This window comes from Sinanaerobacter chloroacetimidivorans, from assembly GCF_018128545.1.
Lineage (GTDB): Bacteria > Bacillota > Clostridia > Peptostreptococcales > Anaerovoracaceae > Sinanaerobacter > Sinanaerobacter chloroacetimidivorans.
Genome location: NZ_JAGSND010000001.1, coordinates 486,647 through 509,587, shown reverse-complemented (window position 1 = coordinate 509,587; position 22,941 = coordinate 486,647). Strand labels below are relative to the sequence as shown.

The 22,941-nt window shown below is 41.9% G+C and carries 17 protein-coding genes; 15 read left to right on the top strand and 2 right to left on the bottom strand.

The annotated features are described in order from the left end of the window. Positions 1-321: 321 nt before the first annotated feature. From KCX82_RS02480 to KCX82_RS23105, 3 genes are all read left to right on the top strand, one after another. A complete protein-coding gene (locus KCX82_RS02480) occupies positions 322-1,728 on the top strand; it encodes an MATE family efflux transporter (protein ID WP_227016852.1) in 1,407 nt (468 codons plus the stop codon). 39 nt (positions 1,729-1,767) lie between these two features. Further along, positions 1,768-2,532, top strand: a complete 765-nt coding sequence (locus KCX82_RS02475; RefSeq protein ID WP_227016851.1) for an exodeoxyribonuclease III — start codon at positions 1,768-1,770, stop codon at positions 2,530-2,532. Positions 2,533-2,641: 109 nt separating this feature from the next. After that, positions 2,642-4,693 (top strand): S-layer homology domain-containing protein, encoded by a 2,052-nt coding sequence (locus tag KCX82_RS23105; protein WP_227016850.1) that lies wholly within the window; start codon positions 2,642-2,644, stop codon positions 4,691-4,693. 123 nt (positions 4,694-4,816) lie between these two features. On the opposite strand, the gene KCX82_RS02465 is transcribed toward KCX82_RS23105, so the two are convergent. Further along, complete coding sequence (locus KCX82_RS02465; RefSeq protein ID WP_227016849.1) at positions 4,817-5,395, bottom strand: hypothetical protein; 579 nt, start codon at positions 5,393-5,395, stop codon at positions 4,817-4,819. Between the two features lie 168 nt (positions 5,396-5,563). Here KCX82_RS02465 and KCX82_RS02460 point away from each other — a divergent pair, with 168 nt between their 5' ends. After that, positions 5,564-9,805 (top strand): 2-hydroxyacyl-CoA dehydratase, encoded by a 4,242-nt coding sequence (locus tag KCX82_RS02460; protein ID WP_227016848.1) that lies wholly within the window; start codon positions 5,564-5,566, stop codon positions 9,803-9,805. Between the two features lie 62 nt (positions 9,806-9,867). Then, positions 9,868-10,593 (top strand): YebC/PmpR family DNA-binding transcriptional regulator, encoded by a 726-nt coding sequence (locus KCX82_RS02455; RefSeq protein ID WP_227016847.1) that lies wholly within the window; start codon positions 9,868-9,870, stop codon positions 10,591-10,593. Positions 10,594-10,730: 137 nt separating this feature from the next. Here the strand turns inward: KCX82_RS02455 and KCX82_RS02450 are convergent, their stop codons facing one another. After that, positions 10,731-11,348: a hypothetical protein gene (locus KCX82_RS02450; RefSeq protein WP_227016846.1), complete on the bottom strand. Its 618-nt coding sequence runs from the start codon at positions 11,346-11,348 to the stop codon at positions 10,731-10,733. A gap of 300 nt (positions 11,349-11,648) precedes the next feature. Here KCX82_RS02450 and KCX82_RS02445 point away from each other — a divergent pair, with 300 nt between their 5' ends. The 10 genes from KCX82_RS02445 (at position 11,649) to KCX82_RS02400 (ending at position 22,930) form a co-directional block, all read left to right on the top strand. Next, positions 11,649-12,965 carry an NAD(P)-dependent oxidoreductase gene (locus tag KCX82_RS02445; protein WP_227016845.1) on the top strand — a complete coding sequence of 439 codons (1,317 nt, stop codon included), beginning with the start codon at positions 11,649-11,651 and terminating at the stop codon, positions 12,963-12,965. Between the two features lies 1 nt (position 12,966). Beyond that, a complete protein-coding gene (preA, locus tag KCX82_RS02440; protein ID WP_227016844.1) occupies positions 12,967-14,226 on the top strand; it encodes an NAD-dependent dihydropyrimidine dehydrogenase subunit PreA in 1,260 nt (419 codons plus the stop codon). Positions 14,227-14,935: 709 nt separating this feature from the next. Continuing rightward, entirely contained in the window at positions 14,936-16,615 is a 1,680-nt protein-coding gene (locus tag KCX82_RS02435; protein ID WP_227016843.1) for a formate--tetrahydrofolate ligase, read from the top strand. A 9-nt stretch (positions 16,616-16,624) separates the two neighbouring features. After that, positions 16,625-17,251 carry a cyclodeaminase/cyclohydrolase family protein gene (locus KCX82_RS02430; protein ID WP_227016842.1) on the top strand — a complete coding sequence of 209 codons (627 nt, stop codon included), beginning with the start codon at positions 16,625-16,627 and terminating at the stop codon, positions 17,249-17,251. Further along, positions 17,242-18,087 (top strand): bifunctional 5,10-methylenetetrahydrofolate dehydrogenase/5,10-methenyltetrahydrofolate cyclohydrolase, encoded by an 846-nt coding sequence (locus KCX82_RS02425; protein ID WP_227016841.1) that lies wholly within the window; start codon positions 17,242-17,244, stop codon positions 18,085-18,087. Before KCX82_RS02430 ends, KCX82_RS02425 begins: the two co-directional genes overlap by 10 nt. A gap of 11 nt (positions 18,088-18,098) precedes the next feature. Further along, positions 18,099-18,932: a formate/nitrite transporter family protein gene (locus KCX82_RS02420; protein WP_227016840.1), complete on the top strand. Its 834-nt coding sequence runs from the start codon at positions 18,099-18,101 to the stop codon at positions 18,930-18,932. A gap of 29 nt (positions 18,933-18,961) precedes the next feature. Beyond that, positions 18,962-19,762 carry an IclR family transcriptional regulator gene (locus tag KCX82_RS02415; protein ID WP_227016839.1) on the top strand — a complete coding sequence of 267 codons (801 nt, stop codon included), beginning with the start codon at positions 18,962-18,964 and terminating at the stop codon, positions 19,760-19,762. Positions 19,763-19,839: 77 nt separating this feature from the next. After that, a complete protein-coding gene (gene panB / locus KCX82_RS02410; protein ID WP_227016838.1) occupies positions 19,840-20,670 on the top strand; it encodes a 3-methyl-2-oxobutanoate hydroxymethyltransferase in 831 nt (276 codons plus the stop codon). 28 nt (positions 20,671-20,698) lie between these two features. Further along, positions 20,699-21,616, top strand: a complete 918-nt coding sequence (locus KCX82_RS02405) for a ketopantoate reductase family protein (RefSeq protein WP_227016837.1) — start codon at positions 20,699-20,701, stop codon at positions 21,614-21,616. A gap of 90 nt (positions 21,617-21,706) precedes the next feature. Beyond that, on the top strand, positions 21,707-22,930 hold the full coding sequence (locus KCX82_RS02400; protein WP_227016836.1) for a M20 family metallopeptidase: 1,224 nt from the start codon (positions 21,707-21,709) through the stop codon (positions 22,928-22,930). The last annotated feature ends 11 nt before the right edge of the window (positions 22,931-22,941 follow it).

Here is a 22,941-nt window from a genome sequence, read left to right as displayed (position 1 = left end):
AGCTGCCAGGAAAATGGTGCAGATGTGCCGAATCCTGAATATGCATCGGCAGTGGATACATTCTTAAAGGAAGTAAACGCATATTAAAAAGTGAAAGATATTTGTATCAGCGGGCAGGTAACAACCTGCCTTTTTTTGATTCAATCTTACTAAAATTCCGCTTTCTTACTTGCAATTAAAATTTTATGTGGTTATACTATTACAGTAACAGTCCAGGGACTTGTTCGAATGCAATAGAAACCTTGCAACATCTCTTGGATGTAGATTCAACGAGATATTTTTTTATTGCAAATAACATAAAGACAGAAATTGGAGCAAAAAATGAATCAAGAAAAACATAACAGCAGCAACAGACCGCCGGAAAGCGGAACGCAATTAGAATTAAATAAAATGGGAACCATGCCTGTAGGGAGATTAATGATATCCATGTCCCTTCCGGCCATGTTTTCCATGATAATCCATGCCCTATATAACATTGTAGACAGTATTTTCGTAGGAATGATAGGCCAGTCCGCTTTGACAGCGGTAACGCTGATCTTTCCCATTCAAATGCTGCTTATTTCGGTAGGTGTAGGAACCGGTGTAGGACTGAACTCGCTTATCTCCAGACGATTAGGAGAAAGAAACTTTATTGAAGCTAATCTGGCAGCCAGTCATGGGATGATGCTCTCTATAATAAACTGGGCTCTTTTTGCCATTTTTGGATTCTTCTTTTCAGAGATGTTCGTCAGGGCATTTTCGGAAAGCGCATCGATCGTTCCAGATGCAACGGCTTATTGTGCTATCGTAACGATTTTTTCTCTCTTTATCTTCATCCAGATCAATGTTGAAAAGATTCTGCAGGCAACGGGAAATATGATTCTGCCGATGATTTGCGGACTAACCGGTGCAGTGACGAATATCATACTGGATCCCATTCTGATTTTTGGTTTGCTGGGTGCACCGGAGCTGGGTGTGGCAGGTGCTGCCGCAGCGACAGTTGTAGGTCAATTTTTATCCATGAGTCTGGGCTTATTATTCCTGTTTACGAAAAAACATGAGGTAAAGATTAAAATAAAAAATTTCAGATTTAATTGGTATATTATAAAAAGTATTTATAACGTAGGACTTCCGGCTATTGTAATGCAGTCTATCGGATCAGTGATGCTGGTAGGGTTTAACAGTATTCTGATTTCCTTTTCCGACGCGGCGGTGGCTGTTCTGGGAGTCTATTTCAGACTTCAGTCCTTCATCTTTATGCCCGTGTTTGGCCTGACCCAGGGCTCCATGCCTATCTTTGGGTATAATTTTGGGGCGAAGAAAAAGGATCGATTACTGCATGCCTTTAAATTATCTATGATCATTGCAATTTCCATTATGTTGGTGGGTATGCTGATCTTCCAGATATTCCCTATCCCGCTGCTAAAGATGTTTAACGCTTCTCCTGAAATGCTGCACATTGGTGTCAGGGCACTGAGGAGCATCAGCATTTGTTTTGTCTTTGCAGGAATTGGAATCATTTCTTCGACCATGTTCCAGGCTACAGGGCATGGAACATTAAGCTTATATATGTCTGTACTGAGGCAGATTGTTCTCATATTGCCTTTAGCATGGCTGCTGGCACGTTTCATCGGCCTCGATGCAGTTTGGTTTTCTTTCCCGATGGCAGAGATTTTCTCTTTAGCGGCAACCGTACTGTTTTTACGATATATATATAGAAAAGAAATCAAAGACCTTGGGTCGGAATAATGGGAACCGTCAAGATACAGGACAGGGGAGGTAGTTAAGATGAGGATTCTTACATGGAATGTAAACGGATTAAGGGCTTGTTTAGGAAAGGGTTTTCTTGAATTCTGCAAAAAAGAGGAACCTGAAATCATCTGTATCCAGGAAACAAAGATGCAGGTTGGGCAAACAGAAGTCAGTTTGGAAGGATATGAACAGTTTTGGAACAGTGCAGAAAAAAAAGGCTATTCCGGTACCGCAATTTTTACAAGACAAAAACCGATATCTGTAAATTATAATATTGATTCGGAGGGTCATGATAAGGAAGGAAGGGCTATTACCCTGGAATTTGAAACCTTCTATATCGTAACCGTATATACTCCCAATGCCCAGGAAAAGCTCGCCAGATTGGATTACAGAATGGCTTGGGAAAATGAATTTCGTACATATGTAAAGAAGCTGGATGAAAAAAAACCGGTGATCATCTGCGGTGATCTGAACGTTGCCCATCAGGAGATCGATTTAAAAAATCCGAAGTCCAATAAGGGTAATGCAGGATTCTCCGATGAAGAACGGCAAAAGTTTACGGAATTACTGGAGGCTGGATTTATTGATACCTATCGCTATTTATACCCTGAGAAAACAGGCGCGTATACCTGGTGGTCCTACCGGTTCAATGCCAGAGCAAATAACGCCGGATGGCGCATTGACTATTTTCTGGCTTCGGAGAGAATCAAAGATAAAATAAGGGATGTTACCATCTATGACCATATTATGGGCAGTGATCATTGTCCTGTACTGTTAGATGTGGATTTTCATTATGAATAGGATCTAAAAAAATCAGGCTCTTCCTGATTTTTTTTTGTAACTTGGGGAACTTTTTCCAAACAATCTCGTCTTATCAATTAGTATCAATTAATAAAGGAGGTATGAATGAGTGAAACGATTATTGAGCATTCTCTTGATGCTGAGCCTGATTTTGACTGCTGCTATACCGGCATTCGCAGAAGAATCAGACAGTAAAGGACTGGAGAAGGCAATTTTAGCGGTAAAAAATGTGGTAACCATTCCAAGTGACTACAAGGACTTTCAGTATTCTTCCAGCCAATATGAAAAGGATGGTGAAATGATATCCATCTGGTACCTGAACTGGAATAAAGAAGACTACAGTGCAGGCATTTCCGCTTCTGTTGAAAATAACGGCTATATTATTAATTATAACAGATATACCAATCAGCAAAAGGAAGGACTCGGAAATGTTACCAGAGAAGCAGGGAAAAAAACAGCTGCAGATTTTCTGGCAAAGGTAAGGCCGGATCTGGCAGGGAAGATGAAATTAGTGGAAAATAATGACTATAATAGCACAGATCGTCATTATTATGCTTATCGTCTTTTTATGAATGATGTACCGGTCAATTTCATTACGGCAAGCGTTGAGGTGGATAAGCATACAGGAGAAGTCATCGGCTTTATCATGGATGCAGGTTTAAAAGTTCCCACACTTCCTTCAACGGACGGCATCATCGGACTGGATGCTGCAACTAAAGCCTATCTGGATAAAATCGGCGTAAAACTCAGCTATTATTCTTACTATGATTACAACAAGAAAGAGCTCAAGATCTTTCCGGCATATGCGGCAGACAATGGCGGAAAAGCGATCAATGCCAAAACAGGGGAAGTTGTAAGGCTTTATCAGGATTACGGTATTTTCCGGGATTTCGGCGGAGCAGTCCCTACCTATAAAATGGAATCCACTGCTGCTGCTCAGGCCTTGACCAGAGAAGAACTGGATGCCGTCGATAAGATATCAAATGTCATCTCCAAAGAAAAGGCTGAAAGCCTGCTTAGAAGTTTGGTTCCGGGGATCTCTTCCGATATGAAGGTAACCAGCACCTCGCTTTCTAAAAACTATATAGATTCAAGCAAATATGTTTGGGAAATAGGTTTTGACGGCGCTTATGGAATCATCAATGCAAAAACCGGAGAACTCGTCTCTTTCTATATTTACAAGGAGAGCAGTACCAAAGGCAGTGCAGCGATTTCTGAGGCGAAAGCCAGAGAAAAGGCAGAAGACTTTATGAAAAAAGTTGCTGCAGATAAATTCAGTCAGTCAAAATACTATGAAAATTATGCAAATGCAATCGCTTACGATGATAAATACCAAACTTCCGATTACAGCTTTAATTACTATCGTCAGGTAAATGGAATCGACTTTGTCGGAAATGGTTTTACCGTAATCGTAAACAAAGCAAGCGGAATGATCACTCACTATGATTGCAGCTGGTATGAAAGCGCAACCTTCCCAAGCATTGACAAAGTCATGACAAAAGAGGCTGCATTCGAGAAAATCAATGCTACGGGAAAATTAAGCTTACTTTATAAAAAGGTTGACAAAGGGGATATCGCATTAGTTTACGACTATGCAAATTCAGCAGGCGGATTCTTGATTGATCCGAATACAGGCGCAAAGATTGGATGGGACGGAAATCCATATAAAGAAGCATCCATACCGCAATATACCGATCTGAGCGGTCATTGGTCGGAAACTACCGTGATGAAGCTTCTGGAAAACGGATATTATCTTGAGGGGGAAAAGTTTAATCCAAATCAAAAAATAACACAGATGAACTTTTTAAGATATCTGTATTCACCAATTCAAATGTATTATACGGATGACGATTTCTATAAGATGCTGATCAATGATAAAATTGTGAAGGATACGGAAAAGGCTCCCAAAGCAGAGTTGACCCGTCAGGATGCTGCAAAATTCACAGTTCGGTTCCTGGGTCAGGGAAAATCAGCAGAACATCCTGAGATCTTTGTAAATCCGTTTAAAGACAGCGTTTCACCATCTTATAAAGGATATGCGGCCATTTGCTACGGATTGGGCGTAATGAAGGGGGATACGAAAGGACGGTTTAACGGTACCAAAGCGGTTACCAATGCTGAAGCTGCATCCATTATCTATAATGCACTTCAGGTAAAATAAATAAATTATAAAAGAATCATTAAAGAATCACAAAAAAGAGCACCTTTTGGCAGTGTTTCCAGGAAGCGGGATCCGAACGATTACCGGGTCCCCTTCAAAACCTGCCGGAAGGTGCATTTCATTCTATAAAACTTCCTGAATTTGACTTCTAGAATCCTTGCGGTAGGATTTTGAATCCATTTCCACCAGGTCAAAAATTAACGGATCTTTTATCAATCGTTTCCAAACGGTATGAGTCGCTTTGATAAAACTGGGCTCCAACTCCATTTTTTCTTGTATCAAAGGACATTGATAGGGGAGCTCTACCGGTGACCATATCAAGGTGAAATCTCCGGTCTCCGTTAAATAGGGTGCAAGAGGGAAGAACCGACATTGCAAGGGGCGCATTTCTCTGGGGCAGTGAGGCGGAGTTTTACACCTGGTAAAATAGATCTTACCGTGCCAGGAATCCGGGAACTCATAATCTTCCGCATCTTCAACACTCCACTTTAACCACGGTTCCTTTCTGGTGAAAAGCTTTTCCTCTCCCGGAAGAAGATAAATGCCCATATCAAAATCAAGACTGTCCTCCTGTAACCCGTCACCTCCGCAGTTACAGCAGGCAGCAGAACAAAGCCCACCGCAATCCACGGATAGAGGGCTTACTTTATCAAGCAGACGATATATTGCTTTATAGGTTTTCTTTTTGATTGTACTCTTCATAATAAGGGTATTATATACTAAATCAAGCTTTTAATATATATATATGTAGAAAGTTTGTTAACTTCTTTTTGATTTTAAATTATTATCATGGTATAATGAATGCCAACTGAATGAATTGGCCTGTTCATTCAATCGCATATTTTCAGGCAGGAGGAATCATCAATATTTATGAAATTAGGAATAGATATCGGTTCTACAACGGTAAAACTTGTTTTACTTGATCATAATGACAAAATCATATTCAGTAGATATGAAAGGCATATGTCCAACATATTTGATAAAGTATCAGAACTTTTAAATCAACTCTACGATGAATTTGGAGATCTGCAAGCAACCGTATCCGTAACAGGTTCCGGTGGCTTGTCGTTGTCATCTTTACTGGAGATCCCATTTGAACAGGAAGTAATTGCATGCAGTACGGCAGTGGAATCTCTGATTCCAAATACGGATGTTGCTATTGAGCTTGGCGGGGAAGACGCAAAGATCACTTTTTATGGTCCCACTGTTGAGCAGAGAATGAATGGAACCTGCGCAGGGGGTACCGGCGCATTTATAGATCAAATGGCGGTGCTTTTAAATACGGACGCCTACGGCCTTAACGAAAGTGCAAAAAATTATTCTCTTCTGTACCCCATTGCTGCCAGATGCGGTGTCTTTGCAAAAACCGATATTCAGCCGCTAATCAATGAAGGTGCAAAGGTTGAGGATTTATCCGCGTCCATTTTTCAGGCTGTAGTGAATCAGACCATCAGTGGTCTTGCTTGTGGACGAACTATTCGGGGAAATGTTGCCTTTTTAGGAGGTCCCCTTTCTTTTTTATCCGAGTTGCGTAAACGTTTTATAGAAACTTTGGAATTAACGGAAGAGCAGATTATTTTTCCTGAGGAATCGCAATATTATGTGGCGATCGGTGCTGCCATGCTTTCGAAAAAGCATGAACCGGTAAACCTGAAGCTAATTTTAGATCGTGTCTTTACTGCTGATCAGGGATTGATGTCAGAAACAAAACACATTGAACCTCTCTTCAGGGATTTTAGTGAATTTCAAGCATTTAAAGGCAGACATGATAAAAATAAAATAAAAAGAAAAGATATAAAAAGGGCGAAAGGTAAAGTTTATTTAGGAATCGATGCCGGCTCTACCACTACAAAGGCAGCTCTGATTGACGATGAAAAATATCTTCTTTACTCATTTTATAGAAATAATGAAGGCAAACCCATGGAAGCAACTCTTACCATGCTGAGAGAGCTTTATTCCCTGCTGCCGGAAAGCGCATATATAGCCAATGCTACGGTTACAGGTTATGGGGAAGGCTTGATTAAAACAGCCTTTAATGTTGACATGGGAGAAATCGAAACCATGGCACACTATAAAGCGGCGGAAGAATTTCAACCGGGCGTGGATTTTATCCTTGATATCGGCGGCCAGGACATGAAATGCATGAAAATCAAGGATGGAGCTATTTATAATATTATGCTGAATGAGGCATGTTCCTCCGGCTGCGGATCCTTTATTGAAACCTATTCCAAATCCGTCAATATGGATGTTGAATCCTTTGCGAAAGAAGGACTCTTTTCCAAGGCTCCGGTAGACTTGGGCACCCGATGCACCGTTTTCATGAATTCCAAAGTGAAACAGGCACAAAAGGAAGGTGCGACCATTGGAGATATTTCTGCGGGCTTATCCTATTCCGTTATTAAAAATGCGTTATATAAAGTTATTAAGCTGAGGGATGCGGAAGAAGCAGGAGAAAAAATCGTTGTTCAGGGAGGAACCTTCCTGAACAATGCAGTACTTCGCAGCATTGAAAGAATCATTGGAAGAGAAGTTGTCAGACCTGATATCGCCGGTATCATGGGAGCTTATGGATCTGCACTGATCGCAAGGGAAAACTATGTGGAAGGGACAGAATCCGCAATTATTAAGCCTAATGAAATGGATTGCTTCACCGTAACCAACACCCATACCCGGTGCAAAGGATGTGAAAACCAATGCCTTCTTACGATTAACAAATTTCATGACGGAGGCAAATTTATTACAGGAAATCGCTGTGAAAGAGGTGCGGGACAGGAGAAGAAGAGTGAGCTGCTCCCGAATCTTTTTGAGTATAAATACAAACGTCTGTTTTCCTATGAGCCGCTGGCTGAAATTTACGCTTCACGCGGTACCGTAGGGATTCCTCGTGTTTTAAACATGCATGAGAATTATCCATTCTGGTTTACCTTCTTTACAAAACTGGGATTCCGTGTCGTATTGTCACCGGTTTCCTCCAAAGAAATCTACGAAATGGGAATGGAAACCATTTCTTCAGATACAGCCTGCTACCCAGCGAAACTGGTGCATGGGCATATTAAGTGGCTGGTAAACAATGGCATTAAATGGATCTTTTATCCGTGTATCAATTATGAAATCCAGGAGGATGAAACCGCGCCAAATCATTATAATTGTCCGATTGTGGCTACCTATCCCGAAGTCATTGCCAATAATATGGATGATGTTTTTAAAGAGAACGACGTTTTATTCAGTCATCCTTTTCTGCCCTATGATGATGACGTAAGGCTGATCCGACAGTTGTACGATATGATGCGAAACCTTCACATCGGATATAATGAAATCAGCAAGGCAATCAAAGCAGCCAGGAAAGAAGACAAGAGATTTAAGGACGATATTAAGAAGAATGGCGCCTATGCCATTAAGTATATTAAAGACCATAATAAAAAAGCTGTTATTCTTGCAGGGCGGCCATATCACTTGGATCCGGAGATCAATCATGGAATTGACCAGCTGATTAACTCCTTCGGTATGGCGGTGCTCACGGAGGATTCGGTGGCCCACTTTACAAAACTGCTGAGACCTATCAGAGTGCTCGACCAATGGATGTATCACTCCAGACTATATAAAGCAGCGGAAGTAGCCGGCCGAAATGACGATATTGAATTGGTCCAGCTGAATTCCTTTGGCTGCGGTCTGGATGCGGTAACCACCGATCAGGTTGAAGAGCTTTTAAAGAATAAGAATAAGCTTTATACTGTTTTAAAGATAGATGAAGGCTCCAACCTGGGAGCAGCGAAGATTAGAATCCGTTCCTTGAAAGCTGCCATGGAGGAGAGAGAAAAGAATCATATAAAACACAACATGCGTGAAGAAGCGTATACAAGAAAACTATTTACCCAACGTATGAAAAAAGAATACACGCTTCTGATCCCGCAAATGTCTCCGATTCATTTCCAGTTTTTGGAACCCGCATTGAATCACAGCGGCTATAAAGTGGAGCTTCTTCCTTCTGTTGACAAACATGCAGTGGAGGAAGGCCTGAAATATATCAATAACGATGCCTGCTATCCTACCATTGTATCTCTGGGACAGATTATTTCTTCTTTGAAATCCGGTAATTTTGATTTGGATAAAACAGCTGTTGTTATGTCCCAAACCGGAGGAGGATGCAGGGCCAGCAACTATGTGGCATTGCTTAGAAAAGCCCTGGTAGATCTGAAGATGGAACAGATTCCTGTGGTTTCTGCAAATATGGCAGGTCTGGAAAAGAATCCCGGCTTTAAATTTACCCTGCCTATGATTAAACGTGCCCTCATGGCTTTGGTTTACGGCGATGTTCTCATGAGAGTGTTATATGCTACAAGACCTTACGAGGCAATTCCTGGAACAGCAGACAAACTCTTTGAAGATTGGTCAAAACGGGCAAAAATAAACATTGAAAAGGGCAGCCTCCGGAAGTTTAAAAAAAATATTCATGGAATCGTCCAGGATTTTGACAAGCTGGAGCTGCTTGACATCAAAAAACCGAAGGTGGGTGTGGTAGGCGAAATTCTCGTAAAATATCATCCTACTGCCAATAATGATATTGTTAACATTATTGAAGAAGAGGGAGGCGAGGCAGTTGTTTTGGACTTGCTGGATTTCTTCCTCTACGGAATGTACAGCAAGGAATTCAACTTCAGAAAACTGTCGGGGAAATACAGCACCATGCTTGGCAATAGTATTGCAATTGCAGTGGTAGAGTGGTTCCGTGCTCCGGCAAGGGAAGCGCTTGAACACAGCGAACGATTTGAGCAGCCTCTTTATATTAAAGAGATGGCTGAAAAAGCAAGTAAAATCCTTTCTTTAGGCAATCAATGCGGAGAAGGCTGGCTGTTAACCGGGGAAATGGTTGAACTCATTGATAATGGAGTTGAAAATATCGTTTGCCTGCAGCCCTTTGCCTGCCTGCCGAATCATGTAACCGGCAAGGGAATGATGAAAGCGTTGAGAAAGTATAATCCGCTGGCTAATATTGCTGCTATAGACTATGATCCGGGCGCCAGTGATGTAAACCAGTTGAACAGAATCAAACTGATGATGGCAACTGCTTACAGAAATATGGATAAAATGAAGGAAAAATTTGAAATTAGTTAATTTTATGCTATAATAGTCCAGAGAAAACGAAATAGATAAAGATAGATAGGGGGAATTGTTTAATGGGTAGACATGGAACAATTGCAAACAGAAAGGCATCTCAAGACTCGAAAAGAGCACAAGTTTTCACAAAGTATGCCAGGGCCATCACGGTAGCTGCCAAGTCCGGAGGAGATCCTGATTATAATATGTCTCTTAAGCATGCGATAGATAAGGCTAAAGGCATCAACATGCCGAATGATAATATTACCAGAGCCATTAAAAAAGGTACCGGAGAGCTGGCCGGAGAAACTTATGAGTCTGGCAGCTTTGAAGGTTACGGAGCAGGCGGCGTTGCAGTGATCGTTGATGTTTTGACAGATAATCGAAATAGAACGACTGCAGCTATGAAACACGCATTTGACAAATTTGGCGGTAATCTGGGAGTTCCAGGCTGTGTTTCCTATATGTTTGAAAGAAAAGGAATCATTATCATCGAAAAAACCAATGGCATCGAAGAGGATGCCTTAATGGAAGCGGCTCTCGAAAATGGCGCCGAAGATATGATTACACACGAAGATTCTTTTGAAGTTCAAACCACACCGGATACTTTCAATGACGTGTCGGAAGCGCTGAAAGCAGCAGGTTACGAGTTTGTGGAAGCTGACATCGAATATGTTCCTTCCATGGAATCTGCACCAACAGATGAGCACGATATCAAAAATCTGAAGAAGATGATTGATATGCTTGAAGATAACGATGACGTACAGAAGGTTTACCACAACTGCAGTCTGGATTTGGATGAGTAATAAACGTTGAAAGTTTAATGCCTAATTTCATCAGAATATGCAGGCATAAAAATGTTCCAAGCCATGTCCATAACATAAGCAAAAACCTGCTATTATCGTACTTTTTACGGTGGTAACAGGTTTTTTAAGTTTTGATTTTAGAAATTCTGATAACACTGATTTTCTGGCATATTAACGATGGGAGGACCAGAGGTTAGACTTCTCATAATCCCTCTTGACGTATAGTCGGCCATTAGGTTTGTGTAATAAACCATCCTGTCAAATATTTCTATTTCTCTTTGATAGTCACCTTGCACAATTGAAAAAGCTCCGCTATATAATGCGTCGATGTATTGCCTCTGCAGATTGACCCATTGTTCCTTATCCCAGTATGGACTGAGTCTCGCAAAATAATCACCGATCAGCTCTGAATTATCATAGAGTCTCTTTAAATCCCTGTCGGCTGTTTCGGTATCGTTGTTCAGCATAGCCTCTACGACGCTCCTATACAATATGATTTGCTGTGTTAAAAGATTTAAATACTCTTGGGTGGCCTCATTACCATAGAAATTAGCTAACGTAAGGTAAGTATTTAAGGCCTCCAGTTGGAGTCGCTCATAAACCGGACCAGTATTCTCCAAATTAAATTTTAAAGAAATTGCCAGAGCTCTGCTCCAAACGGATAGGTTTACATAATGTTTTCTGAATTCATTGATAAGATTCATCTGCTCATATGTAATATAATTTGATTGATTGATCGTAATATAATTAAGCATTCGGTTCCACTCCAGTTATTCATGATACAATAGTATATGTCTGACTTGTATATATGTGTGAACGGATGATTACCCATAGTAATCTTTTCTTATTGATTTGTTAGACTTTTTTGACTTTTTTCTCCGTATTCTTGATTCCTTTCTTTCTTGTTTCTCTGTATTCTTCCTTTTCTTTTTTTTTACTTTATTTGTATTTTATCGAAACGGAAAACAAATACTATAGACAAATTGCAACCTTATATATGAAATCATTCTTCATAGTGCAAGAATCTGAGAAAAATGAATAGAGGAGGAAAAATCTTGAGTAAAGTAACTGACAAAAATCAATTAAATGGAAAAGAAATAAAGAGAGATTATTTAGACGAAGCGGTTCATGGTTATAATATCAGAACAGCGATGGAAGAAGCTGCCAGATGTGTATTATGCTATGATGCCCCCTGCAGTAAAGGATGCCCGGCTGATACAAAACCGGCAGATTTTATTCGTTCTATCCGATTTAGAAACATAAAGGGCGCTGCGGCAACAATCAGAGAGGCTAACGCCTTGGGTGGATGTACCGCAAAGGTATGCCCGTATGACAGATTGTGCGAGGAAGCATGCAGCAGAACCGGAATTGACAGACCGATTCAGATCGGAAGGCTTCAGGCTTTTGCTGTTGCCATGGAAAAAGAAATGAATTTACAAGTTTTTGAGGCACCCAAAGCTGACAAGGAAAAGGTTGCATGTATCGGTTCGGGACCGGCTTCACTTTCCTGTGCCCAAAGACTGGCCAGAGAGGGATATAAGGTTACTATTTTTGAAGAATTTGAAAAGCCTGGCGGAGTATTGACCTATGGAATCATTCCTCCCAGACTGCCCCAGGACGTTGTCGATTTTGACATCCAGAAGGTGAAGGATCTTGGCGTAGAATTTGTTATGAACACAAAGGTAGGCAGAGATATCACCATTGAAGATTTGAAGAAACAAGGTTTTAAAGCTTTCTTTATTGGAACAGGTCTTTGGAAATCAAAAGAAATCGATGTCAAAGGAAAATATATGAAAGGTGTCACTTATGCGGTGGATTTCCTGAAAAAAGCCAGATCTTCAAATGGTGAGATGAAGGTAGATGGCGAAGTGATCGTAATCGGCGGAGGAGACGTTGCCATGGACTGTGCCTCAACGGCAAAACTGTTGGGGGCAGATCGAGTTACGATTGTATATAGAAGGAGTATTGAAGAAGCACCTGCGGATATCGCTGAGTTAGAATACGTTCAAGCCTTAGGCGTAAGCATTTTTACAAAATTTAAGCCTGTAGAAATCCTTGGCGAGAATGAAAAAGTTACAGGCTTGCTGGCAGAGGGCACAGATGGTTTCTCTCAATTAACATTAAAGGCAGATCATATCATCTTTGCAATCGGTCAGGAAGCAGAGGATATGAAAAAGATTGCTGAGGTCGAACTGAATGATAACGGTACAATCGCTTGTGATTCAAACAAAGGATTTACAAACATTGAAGGTATTTTTGCCGCAGGTGATATTGTCAATGGAGGCAAGACGGTTGTTGAGGCAGTGGCAGTGGGAAAATCAGTCGCTGAAAGTATTATGAATTATCTGTCCAAGAAAGAAGGTGTCCAATAATATGGCAAATAAAGTAGATTTATCAATAGAATATTTAGGCGTGAAATGCGAAAATCCATTTTTCTTATCCTCTTCTCCAGTTGGAGGATGCTACGATATGGTTGCCAAAGCCTATGAATCGGGATGGGGAGGCGTATTTTTCAAAACAGTCGGCAGATTTATCGCTGATGAATGTTCTCCTCGATTTGATAATGTAACAAAAGAATCAACACCATGGATCGGCTTTAAAAACATGGAACAGATATCGGATAAACCTCTTGAAGATAACCTCCAGGCTATTTACCGTTTAAAAAGAGATTATCCGGATAAGATCATGGTGGCTACGATTATGGGAAGTACTGATGAAGAATGGGAGGACCTGGCAAAGCTGGTAACCGATGCGGGAGCCGACCTCATTGAGTGCAATTTCTCATGCCCGCAAATGACCAGTCATGCCATGGGCTCGGACGTAGGACAAAACCCGGATTTAGTAAGACAGTATTCAAACGCAGTATCCAGATCCACGCATATTCCTGTTATTGCCAAGATGACACCGAATATCGGAAATATGGAAATACCGGCTATTGCGGCTATTGAAGGCGGAGCTAAAGGAATATCGGCCATCAACACCATTAAATCTATCACAAACATTAATCTGGAGCATATGACAGCCATGCCTGTAGTAGGAGGAAAATCATCCATTTCCGGTTACTCAGGAGCTGCTGTAAAGCCTATTGGACTACGATTCATTGCGCAGATGAAACAGCATCCGCTGCTGAAAAATATACAGATGAGCGGAATCGGAGGAATCGAGACCTGGAGAGATGCTTTGGAATTTATTTTAGTGGGAAGCCACAATGTACAGGTAACCACTTCTGTTATGCAGTACGGTTATCGTATCGTATCGGATATGATCAGCGGATTGTCCTACTATATGGAGGAAAAAGGATTCAAAAAGGTTGAGGATATGGTTGGACTGGCTCTTCCTAATATTATCCCTGCTGAAGAGCTGGATCGAAATGTGAAGGTTATCGTTGATATCGACCATGAAAAGTGTATTGGCTGCGGAAGATGTTATGTTTCCTGCTTTGATGCAGCCCATCAGGCGATCAACTGGGATTTTGAAAAGAGAAGACCTACCGTTAACGACGAATGTGTCGGCTGTCATCTATGCCTTAACGTATGTCCAGTTGAAGATTGCATTACTCCGGGGACAATTCGGTACAAGGATGAATCCAAGAGAACACCGACAGATATTAACTTTGCAACCAGATACGAATAAAAGAGATAAGCCGCCGATATCGGCGGCTGTTTGTTAGATAAACAGGGATGTGCAGAAGGGGTACCCCTCGCCAATTTTGATACTCAATTAGAGACACAAAAAAACAAAAAAAGTTATGATTATGGCAATAATTACATTTGTAAAATACGAGAAAATCGTATATAATAAAGTTACAGATTAAGAGAGATCATCTTAACTTAACACGTTAAATTAATCCTGAAATGATCGTTTAGGACTTATAATTCAACCTACATTTTGACCTTGGGAATTCGAGTTTTCGTAGCCTATGTCAAGCCTCCTCTGAGTGGAAGACAGAAGCAGAAACAGAGTACCCCCCTATCTAAGATAGGGTGTGAATTATGAACCTGACGACATGTCGGGATTTTTTTATTGAGGAAAATATCGCATCAAAAAATTCGGCGAATAGAGACCTTCATTATAAAAAAACTTCTTTGTAAAAAGTGTGTATTTAATCGATATCCTTTTTAATAAAGAAGATTTTTTTTATATAATAATTTTTTTTAATATGCCAAAAATATTTTTGTTTAATCATGTATGCATGAAAAATAACCTTGATTTTTTCGGCAGATAGCAGTAGAATTGTTATAAATAATGGAATTTAAAACGATATTTCACAATACGAAATATGTAGATCGACGTCGTTTCGAAATGCAATTATTGCAGTATTTGTTAAAACAGGAGGAGAAAAATGAGCTTTAAAAGTGATATAGAAATCGCACAGGAAGCAAAACCTAAAGTGATAGGTGAAATAGCTGATTATCTGTCAATTGAAGATGAATATGTGGAATGCTACGGAAAACATAAAGCGAAGATTGACTATAATCTTTTGGATCGCTATGCGGAAAAAGAAAACGGCAAGCTGATTCTTGTAACGGCTATTAACCCCACTCCGGCAGGAGAAGGCAAAACCACTACCACGGTAGGCTTAGGAGATGCTTTAAGTAAGATCGGCAAAAAAACAGTTATTGCTCTGAGAGAACCTTCTCTAGGACCAGTTTTTGGTGTCAAGGGCGGAGCGGCCGGAGGCGGCTATGCCCAGGTAGTACCTATGGAAGACATCAATTTGCATTTTACCGGGGATATTCATGCGGTAACTACAGCGAATAATCTGATTGCAGCACTGATGGATAATCATATTCAGCAGGGAAATGACCTGAATATTGATGTTCGAAGAATCATCTGGAAAAGATGTCTTGATATGAATGACCGGCAGCTTCGGTTCATGGTGAACGGTCTTGGCGGAAAAGCCAACGGAACCCCCAGAGAGGACGGCTTTGACATCTCCGTTGCTTCGGAAATCATGGCTGTACTCTGCCTGTCCAATGATTTGGAGGATTTGAAATCCAAAGTTGCGAGAATTATTGTGGCCTACACCTATGAAGGAAAACCGGTAACCGTCGGAAATTTAAAGGCCCAGGGAGCTGTTGCAGCACTTTTGAAGGACGCCCTGAAGCCTAATTTGGTTCAAACTCTGGAACATACACCTGCATTTATTCATGGAGGTCCTTTTGCGAATATCGCTCATGGCTGCAACAGTGTTATGGCAACCAAAATAGCATTAAAGCTGGGGGATTATGTAGTTACGGAAGCAGGTTTCGGTGCTGATCTTGGAGCTGAGAAATTTTTAGATATAAAATGCAGATTAAGCGGATTAAAGCCTGATGCCGTCGTTATCGTTGCAACAGCAAGAGCCTTGAAACTCCACGGCGGAGTCCTAAAGGCAGACTTGAACAACGAAAATGTAGCGGCCTTGGAAAAGGGTATTGAAAATCTGCTCAAGCATGTGGAAAATATCACCGGTGTTTTCGGGCTTCCTGCTGTGGTTGCCATCAACCGATTCCCTACAGATACGGAAGCAGAGCTTTCCTATATTGAAAACAGGTGTAAGGAATTAAACGTCAATGTTATTTTGTCGGAAGTCTGGGCCAAAGGCGGAGAAGGCGGCGTTGCACTGGCACAGGAAGTCGTAAAAGTAATTGAGAAAGGTGAAAATCATTTTAGATTTGCTTATGATGAGACCTTAACCATTCGTGAAAAGATTGAAGCCATCGCAACAAAGATCTATGGGGCGGACGGCGTTGATTATATTGGCAGCTCCCTAAAGCAAATCGAAGAGATCGAAGCTTTAGGCTATGGCAATCTGCCGATTTGTATGGCAAAAACACAATATTCACTTTCGGATGACCCGAAAAAGCTCGCAAGACCGTCAGGCTTCAGAATTACCGTCAGAAACATCAAGCCTTCCATTGGCGCCGGATTTGTTGTTGCCATCACAGGTGATATTATGACGATGCCAGGGCTGCCCAAGGTACCTGCAGCTGAAATGATCGATGTGGATCGTACCGGGAAAATTTCCGGATTATTTTAGGAGGACCGGATGTTAAACAACAGTTGTATTGAATTTATCAATTCTCTGGCATCCAAAGAACCGGTTCCCGGCGGCGGCGGAGCTTCTGCATTGGTAGGCTCCATTGGGGTTGCCCTGGGAAGTATGGTGGGGAATCTTACCACCGGAAAGAAAAAGTATCAGGATGTGGAAGAGGAGATTCAAAACCTGCTCATCAAATCGGAAGCTTTGACGGATCGATTGAATGCATTGGTAGCAAAAGATGCCGCAGCTTTCGAACCACTTGCAAAAGCTTACGGTTTGCCTTCCTCAACGGAAGAAGAAAAGCTGGAAAAGGATAAGGTGCTGCAGCAGGCATTGATCCAGGCAGCAGAAGTGCCGCTGGCCATTGCGGAATGCTGTCTGGAAGGAATCAAAATCCTGGACCTCTATGCACAGAAAGGCAGCAGACTTGTGGTAAGTGATGCGGGAGTAGGTGTCATTTTCTGCAAAGCGGCACTGCAGGGGGCGAAACTCAATGTTCTCATCAATTTGAAGCTGATGAAGGATGAAGAACTGAAAGAGAAACTGCAAAAGAAACTGGATTCCATTCTTGAGGAAGGAATTGTGCTTGCAGACAAGGTTTATCAATATGTGGAGGGCCAATTATGTTGTTAAAGGGAAAACCGGTAGCAGACAAAATCAAGGATGAAATTCTAAAAGAAGTAGAATTTTGCAAAGAGAATGGCAAAAATCTGCCCAGGCTGGCAATCCTCAGAGTAGGTGAAAGGCCTGACGATATCGCTTATGAAGCCAGAATTCTGAAAAACTGCAAAGAGCTCGGCATGATAGCGGAAGTAGTGCAGGTTGACAATAATATAGATATGGAAAACTTCCTTGGAGTTCTGCAGAATCTCAATGAAAACCCTGAAATACATGGTATTTTAATATTCAGGCCGCTGCCCAAGCAGCTCGATATGGAGATCATTGCAAAAACCATAAAGCCGGAAAAGGATATTGACTGCATGAGTCCCGTTAATACGGAAAAGGTCTTTAACGGCGACAACAGCGGAATTGCACCTTGCACTCCGGAGGCTGTTATAGAAATACTGAAATATTATCAATATGATCTGCGCGGAAAAAATGTAGCTGTGATCAACCGCAGCATGGTCCTTGGCAGACCTTTGGCCATGCTGTTCCTTGGAGAAAATGCCACAGTAACCATCTGCCATTCGAAAACGGAAAATCTCTCTCAGATCACTTCCAATGCAGATATCGTAGTGACCGGTGCAGGAAAAGGAAAATATTTCGGAGCTGATTATTTTTCCGAAAAGTCTGTTGTAGTAGATGTTGGAATCAATTTTGTGGATAATGTCATGTGCGGCGACATAGATTTTGAACCGGTAGCGGAAAAAGCAGCAGCTGTTACACCGGTGCCGGGGGGAGTGGGAACCGTAACTTCCATGATTCTCTTGTATCATGTCATCAAAGCCATGAAACTGCAGGAACAATAGAGGGTGAAGGAATGGATAAAAAACCGCTGAAGCCCGCCGAAATACTAGATTACACGATATCCATGGCACAGGACAAAGTAAACGGAAGCTTTAGTAAACTGCTGATTTTAAGCGTAATGGCAGGAGCATTTATCGCATTTGCCGCAGAAGGATCCAATATGGCGGCTTTCAACTTGTTTTCCAATCCTGAAACCTATGGTCTCGGAAAAGTGCTTGCAGGGGCAGTCTTCGGTACAGGACTTATGCTGGTGGTATTGGCAGGAGGAGAGCTTTTCACCGGGAATACCCTGATCCTCGCCGCAATTTGCGAGAAAAAAGTAAAACTGGGCAGCATGCTCAGAAACTGGGTGATCGTCTATGTCGGAAATTTGATAGGTTCCCTGTTCATCGCCTATATGATGGCCAATTCCGGTTTGTTTGAAAGCGGCGCTGGCATGCTTGGTGCAGTCACCTTAAAAACCGCAGTTTATAAAGTGAATTTAGATTTTATTTCGGCGCTTTTTTTAGGCATTATGTGTAATTGGCTGGTTTGTCTGGCTGTATGGATATCCTATGGCGCTGAGACCATGACGGGAAAAATATTTGCTGTTTTCTTCCCGATCTGGCTGTTTATCACTTCAGGATTCGAGCATAGCGTTGCGAATATGTATTATATCCCGGCTGGTATCTTTGTGAAAGGCAATTCTGTCTTTGCAGAACTGGCTCATTTATCCGGAGATGCACTGGCTTCCCTTTCCTGGAGCAGCTTCTTTCTGCATAATTTAATTCCGGTTACCATCGGAAATATCATCGGCGGAGGTTTGCTGGTGGCTATGGGATACTGGTATGTGTATAACAAGGCGTAAGGTACTATTTTGTAAATGGAGGAACCATTATGTACGGTGATCTGGTGAAAGATAAATCAAATGACGTAAAATCCATCAGAAAGGCATTCCTGATTATGGAAGAATTGGATATGGCTGGTGAGCTGAGCCTGGGAGATCTGAGTGAAAGACTGTCTATGGATAAGGCAACCGTGCATCGTTTGGTTACTACCATGAAAAATGCCGGTTATATCAACCAGAACAAGGAAAATAAAAAGTATTCCAACAGCCTGAAACTTTTAGCGATGGGAAATCGTGTGATGGAGAAAACCGGATTAAAACATATCGCAAGGCCGTACATAGAGGATTTGGCGGAAAAATCCGGAGAAACCATTAACCTAAGTGTGCGGGTAGGCAGTAATGTGATTTATATCGATAAGATTGAAAGCAATTCCACCATTAAGGTGGGAATCACCGTAGGTACCAGTGTGCCGGGATATTGTACCGGAATGGGCAAAGCGGTGCTTGCCTTCTTGCCTGAAGATGAACTCAAGGAATTGATGAAACCTGTGTCTTATGAAAAGTTTACAAGGCATACGGCTGAAAACTATGAGGAGCTTCAGGAGAAGCTGCAGAAAGTTCGGGAAGACGGTTATTCCATGGATGATGAGGAATATGTAGATGGCTTGATTTCCTTTGGGGCTCCCATATTTGATTATCATGGAAATCCTATCGGGGCTATCAGCGTATCCTGTCCCAAGTACAGATTCGAAGAAAGTACCCATTTGACCGCCTATTCCAGATTTGTTGTGGAAACTGCAAATAAAATATCAAAACAATTAGGGTACAGTAAACCAAAGGCCACAATTTAATTCATGATATCATTTAATTCATTATATATAATAACCGGGAGCACAACTTCTCCCGATTGGAAAGAGAGGAAAAGAAAATGGCAAAAATCACGACGCATAAATTACAGGAAATGAAGGTTAAGGGCGAAAAAATAAGCATGACTACCGCTTATGATTACCCAACTGCCTGCCTGGTTGAGAAAGCAGGGATTGAAATTATTCTGGTTGGCGACTCCCTCATGATGACAGTCTTGGGAGACGATTCAACCGTAGCCTGCACTATGGATCAAATGATTCATCATATCAAGCCGGTAGTCCTGGGGGCTCCTACACCTTTGATCGTTGGAGATATGCCTTTTGGATCCTATAATGTTTCGAAAGAACAGGCCATCATGAACGCAACACGCCTCATGAAAGAAGGAAGATGCGACGTTATTAAACTGGAAGGCGGAAAAGAAGTTGCGGATACCGTAAAAGCAATCGTAGATGCAGGGATCCCTGTTATGGGCCATATCGGATTAACTCCGCAGACCGTATCCAAGCTGGGCGGATTCAAAATACAGGGAAAAGGCGATGCGGCAAAAGACGTACTGGAAGATGCTTTGGCATTGGAAGCAGCAGGAGCCTGGGGTATTGTACTGGAATGCATTCCTGATGAACTTGGAAAATTGATTACTGAAAAATTGACCATTCCGACCATTGGCATCGGGGGCGGAAGATATACGGACGGACAGGTACTTGTTTTCCATGACATGATGGGACTCTTCGACAAATTCCTGCCGAAGTTTGTGAAACAATATCTCAATTTAACCCCGGAAATCGTAAAAGCGCTGGAAGAATTCAAGGCGGAAGTAAAGTCAGGTGCATTCCCTGAAGAAAAGCATACCTTCGGCGGAGTAACTGAAGAAGAACTGAAGAGATTGTATTAACTCCCAGATAGATAAGAGGTGAAAGATCATGAAAATTGCTATCGTAGGTGCAGGTGCAATGGGCTCCTTGTATGGGGCGAAGCTGTCCGCCGTGCCGTCCAATGAAGTATATCTGCTGGATGTTTGGAAGGATCATGTAGATGCTGTCAATCAATCCGGATTACTCATGGAAGAGCAGGGGACAGAAATCGTCTACGACAAGGTAAAAGCAACATCCGATGCGGAAGAAATCGGTCCTTGTGATCTTGCCATTGTTTTTGTCAAATCTACGCTTACCAGCATTGCGGTAAAAAGCAATCGAGCCGTTTTTGGTCCTGACACCATCGCGTTGACCCTTCAGAACGGATTGGGCAACATCGATCTTATCCGCACGGAAATCGGTGACCAAAATGTGGTTGCCGGTACCACTGCTCATGGAGCTACTATGCTGGGGCCGGGAAAGATGAGACATGCGGGAAGTGGAAAGACCATTATCGGTGAGCTTGACGGCAGCTTGTCCCAAAGAATTCAAATGATTGCACAGGTTTTAAGAGATGCGGAGCTGGAAACGGAAATTTCCGGTAATGTACTGGGACTTGTCTGGGACAAATTACTGGTAAATGTAGGAATCAACGCGCTTACCGGAATTACCGGACTGCATAACGGAGAGCTTTTAAAGCATCCGGAAATAGAAGCTTTACTGGAAGCGGCAGTGGAAGAAGCGGCAGCAGTGGCAAAAGCAAAAGGCATTATTTTAGATGATCAGGATCCTGTAGCGCATACCAAGCAGGTTTGTACAGCCACAGCTGTAAACAAGTCCTCCATGCTTCAGGATGTACTGAATCATAAGCAAACGGAAATTAATATGATTAACGGAGCAATCGTACGGGAAGGTATGGCCCTGGGAATTTCAACTCCTGTGAATATGGTATTGACCAACCTGATTACATTTATCCAGAAACAATAGAATCGTTGGGATTTATTAACCATCAGGGATCCAAGGAACGCAGGTATCAAATGAACGTAGGTATCCAAGGAATGAAGGGAGATAATGAAAATGAAAAATTATAGGCATGTTGCGGACTATGTGAATTCTGAAGAACTGATTCAATTTACTCAGGATATCGTCAGAATCAACAGTGTTTATGACCCGGATAAAGAAGGTGCAAATGAAACGGCCGTGGCGTCTTTCATTGCCGAATTTTTAAAAAAGGAAGGGTTTGAGGTACATATTGAAGAAGTGGTTCCCGGAAGACCCAATGTGATTGCATTTCTCAGGGGCACTCAGCCGGGGAAAACCATTTTATTCGAAGGGCATACGGACGTTGTTACGGCAGGAGATCTGAAACAGTGGAAGTATGATCCTTTTGGGGCGGAAATCGTCGGAGACAGAATGTATGGCAGAGGAACCTGCGATACAAAAGGCAATGTAGCCGCGGCTATCTTTGCTGCCAAGGCAGTAAAGGATTCAAAAGAAGAATTCAAAGGAAACATTCTGCTTTGCATCCCTTGTGATGAAGAAGGCATGATGATCGGTATCAAAGATTTCATTAAACGCGGCTGGGCTGATCATGTGGATGCCGCAGTCATCTGTGAACCGGAAGAAAATCACATCTGCATTTTCCAAAAGGGTGCAATGAGAGCGGAAATAAGAGTTTTCGGAAAACAAAGTCATGGAGCTATGCCGCTGACAGGCATAAATCCCAATTGGCGTCTTGCAAAAATCATTTGTGAACTGGAAAAGCTGGAGCAGTCTGAAAAAGACAGAGTTGGCTGCCATGAATATTTAAAATGGCCCAGCATCACACCAACCATTATTACTTCTCCTGCAAAAGGGGAAGCTCAAATCAACGTTGTACCAGGGGAAGCATATATGACCCTGGATATTCGAACGATTCCTGGTCAGGACCATCAGGTTCTGAAGCAGCAGATTCTTGATATCTATGAAAAGTTAGCCAAAGAAGATCCTGATTTTAAAGCAACTTTGGAAATAATTGAAGAAAGACCCTGGACTGAAACACCGAAGGATGCACCGATCACAAAGGTGGTTTATCGAGCGGTGGAAGAGATCACGGGAAAGGAACCGGTTTGGCAAGGTGTACCCGGTGCTACGGACGGAACCTTCCTGCATAAGGAAAAAGGGATTCCTGTTATCGTAATCGGAGCAGGGGATACCTATATCCCTCATCATGCAGATGAGTATGTAGATCTTCCCGAATTGATTGAAACCACCAAAATCTATGCATTGACTTCCATGTATTTTTTGAATGAGGATTGTTAATCCATCGGAAG

Coding starts and splice junctions, on each gene's coding strand:
- KCX82_RS02475 (WP_227016851.1), top strand. CDS start 1,768: ATGAGGATTCTTACATGGAATGTAAACGGATTAAGGGCTTGTTTAGGA.
- preA (WP_227016844.1), top strand. CDS start 12,967: ATGGCAAATAAAGTAGATTTATCAATAGAATATTTAGGCGTGAAATGC.
- KCX82_RS02450 (WP_227016846.1), bottom strand. CDS start 11,348: ATGCTTAATTATATTACGATCAATCAATCAAATTATATTACATATGAG.
- KCX82_RS02480 (WP_227016852.1), top strand. CDS start 322: ATGAATCAAGAAAAACATAACAGCAGCAACAGACCGCCGGAAAGCGGA.
- KCX82_RS02405 (WP_227016837.1), top strand. CDS start 20,699: ATGAAAATTGCTATCGTAGGTGCAGGTGCAATGGGCTCCTTGTATGGG.
- KCX82_RS02400 (WP_227016836.1), top strand. CDS start 21,707: ATGAAAAATTATAGGCATGTTGCGGACTATGTGAATTCTGAAGAACTG.
- panB (WP_227016838.1), top strand. CDS start 19,840: ATGGCAAAAATCACGACGCATAAATTACAGGAAATGAAGGTTAAGGGC.
- KCX82_RS02435 (WP_227016843.1), top strand. CDS start 14,936: ATGAGCTTTAAAAGTGATATAGAAATCGCACAGGAAGCAAAACCTAAA.
- KCX82_RS02415 (WP_227016839.1), top strand. CDS start 18,962: ATGTACGGTGATCTGGTGAAAGATAAATCAAATGACGTAAAATCCATC.
- KCX82_RS02460 (WP_227016848.1), top strand. CDS start 5,564: ATGAAATTAGGAATAGATATCGGTTCTACAACGGTAAAACTTGTTTTA.
- KCX82_RS02455 (WP_227016847.1), top strand. CDS start 9,868: ATGGGTAGACATGGAACAATTGCAAACAGAAAGGCATCTCAAGACTCG.
- KCX82_RS02465 (WP_227016849.1), bottom strand. CDS start 5,395: ATGAAGAGTACAATCAAAAAGAAAACCTATAAAGCAATATATCGTCTG.
- KCX82_RS02425 (WP_227016841.1), top strand. CDS start 17,242: ATGTTGTTAAAGGGAAAACCGGTAGCAGACAAAATCAAGGATGAAATT.
- KCX82_RS02430 (WP_227016842.1), top strand. CDS start 16,625: ATGTTAAACAACAGTTGTATTGAATTTATCAATTCTCTGGCATCCAAA.
- KCX82_RS02420 (WP_227016840.1), top strand. CDS start 18,099: ATGGATAAAAAACCGCTGAAGCCCGCCGAAATACTAGATTACACGATA.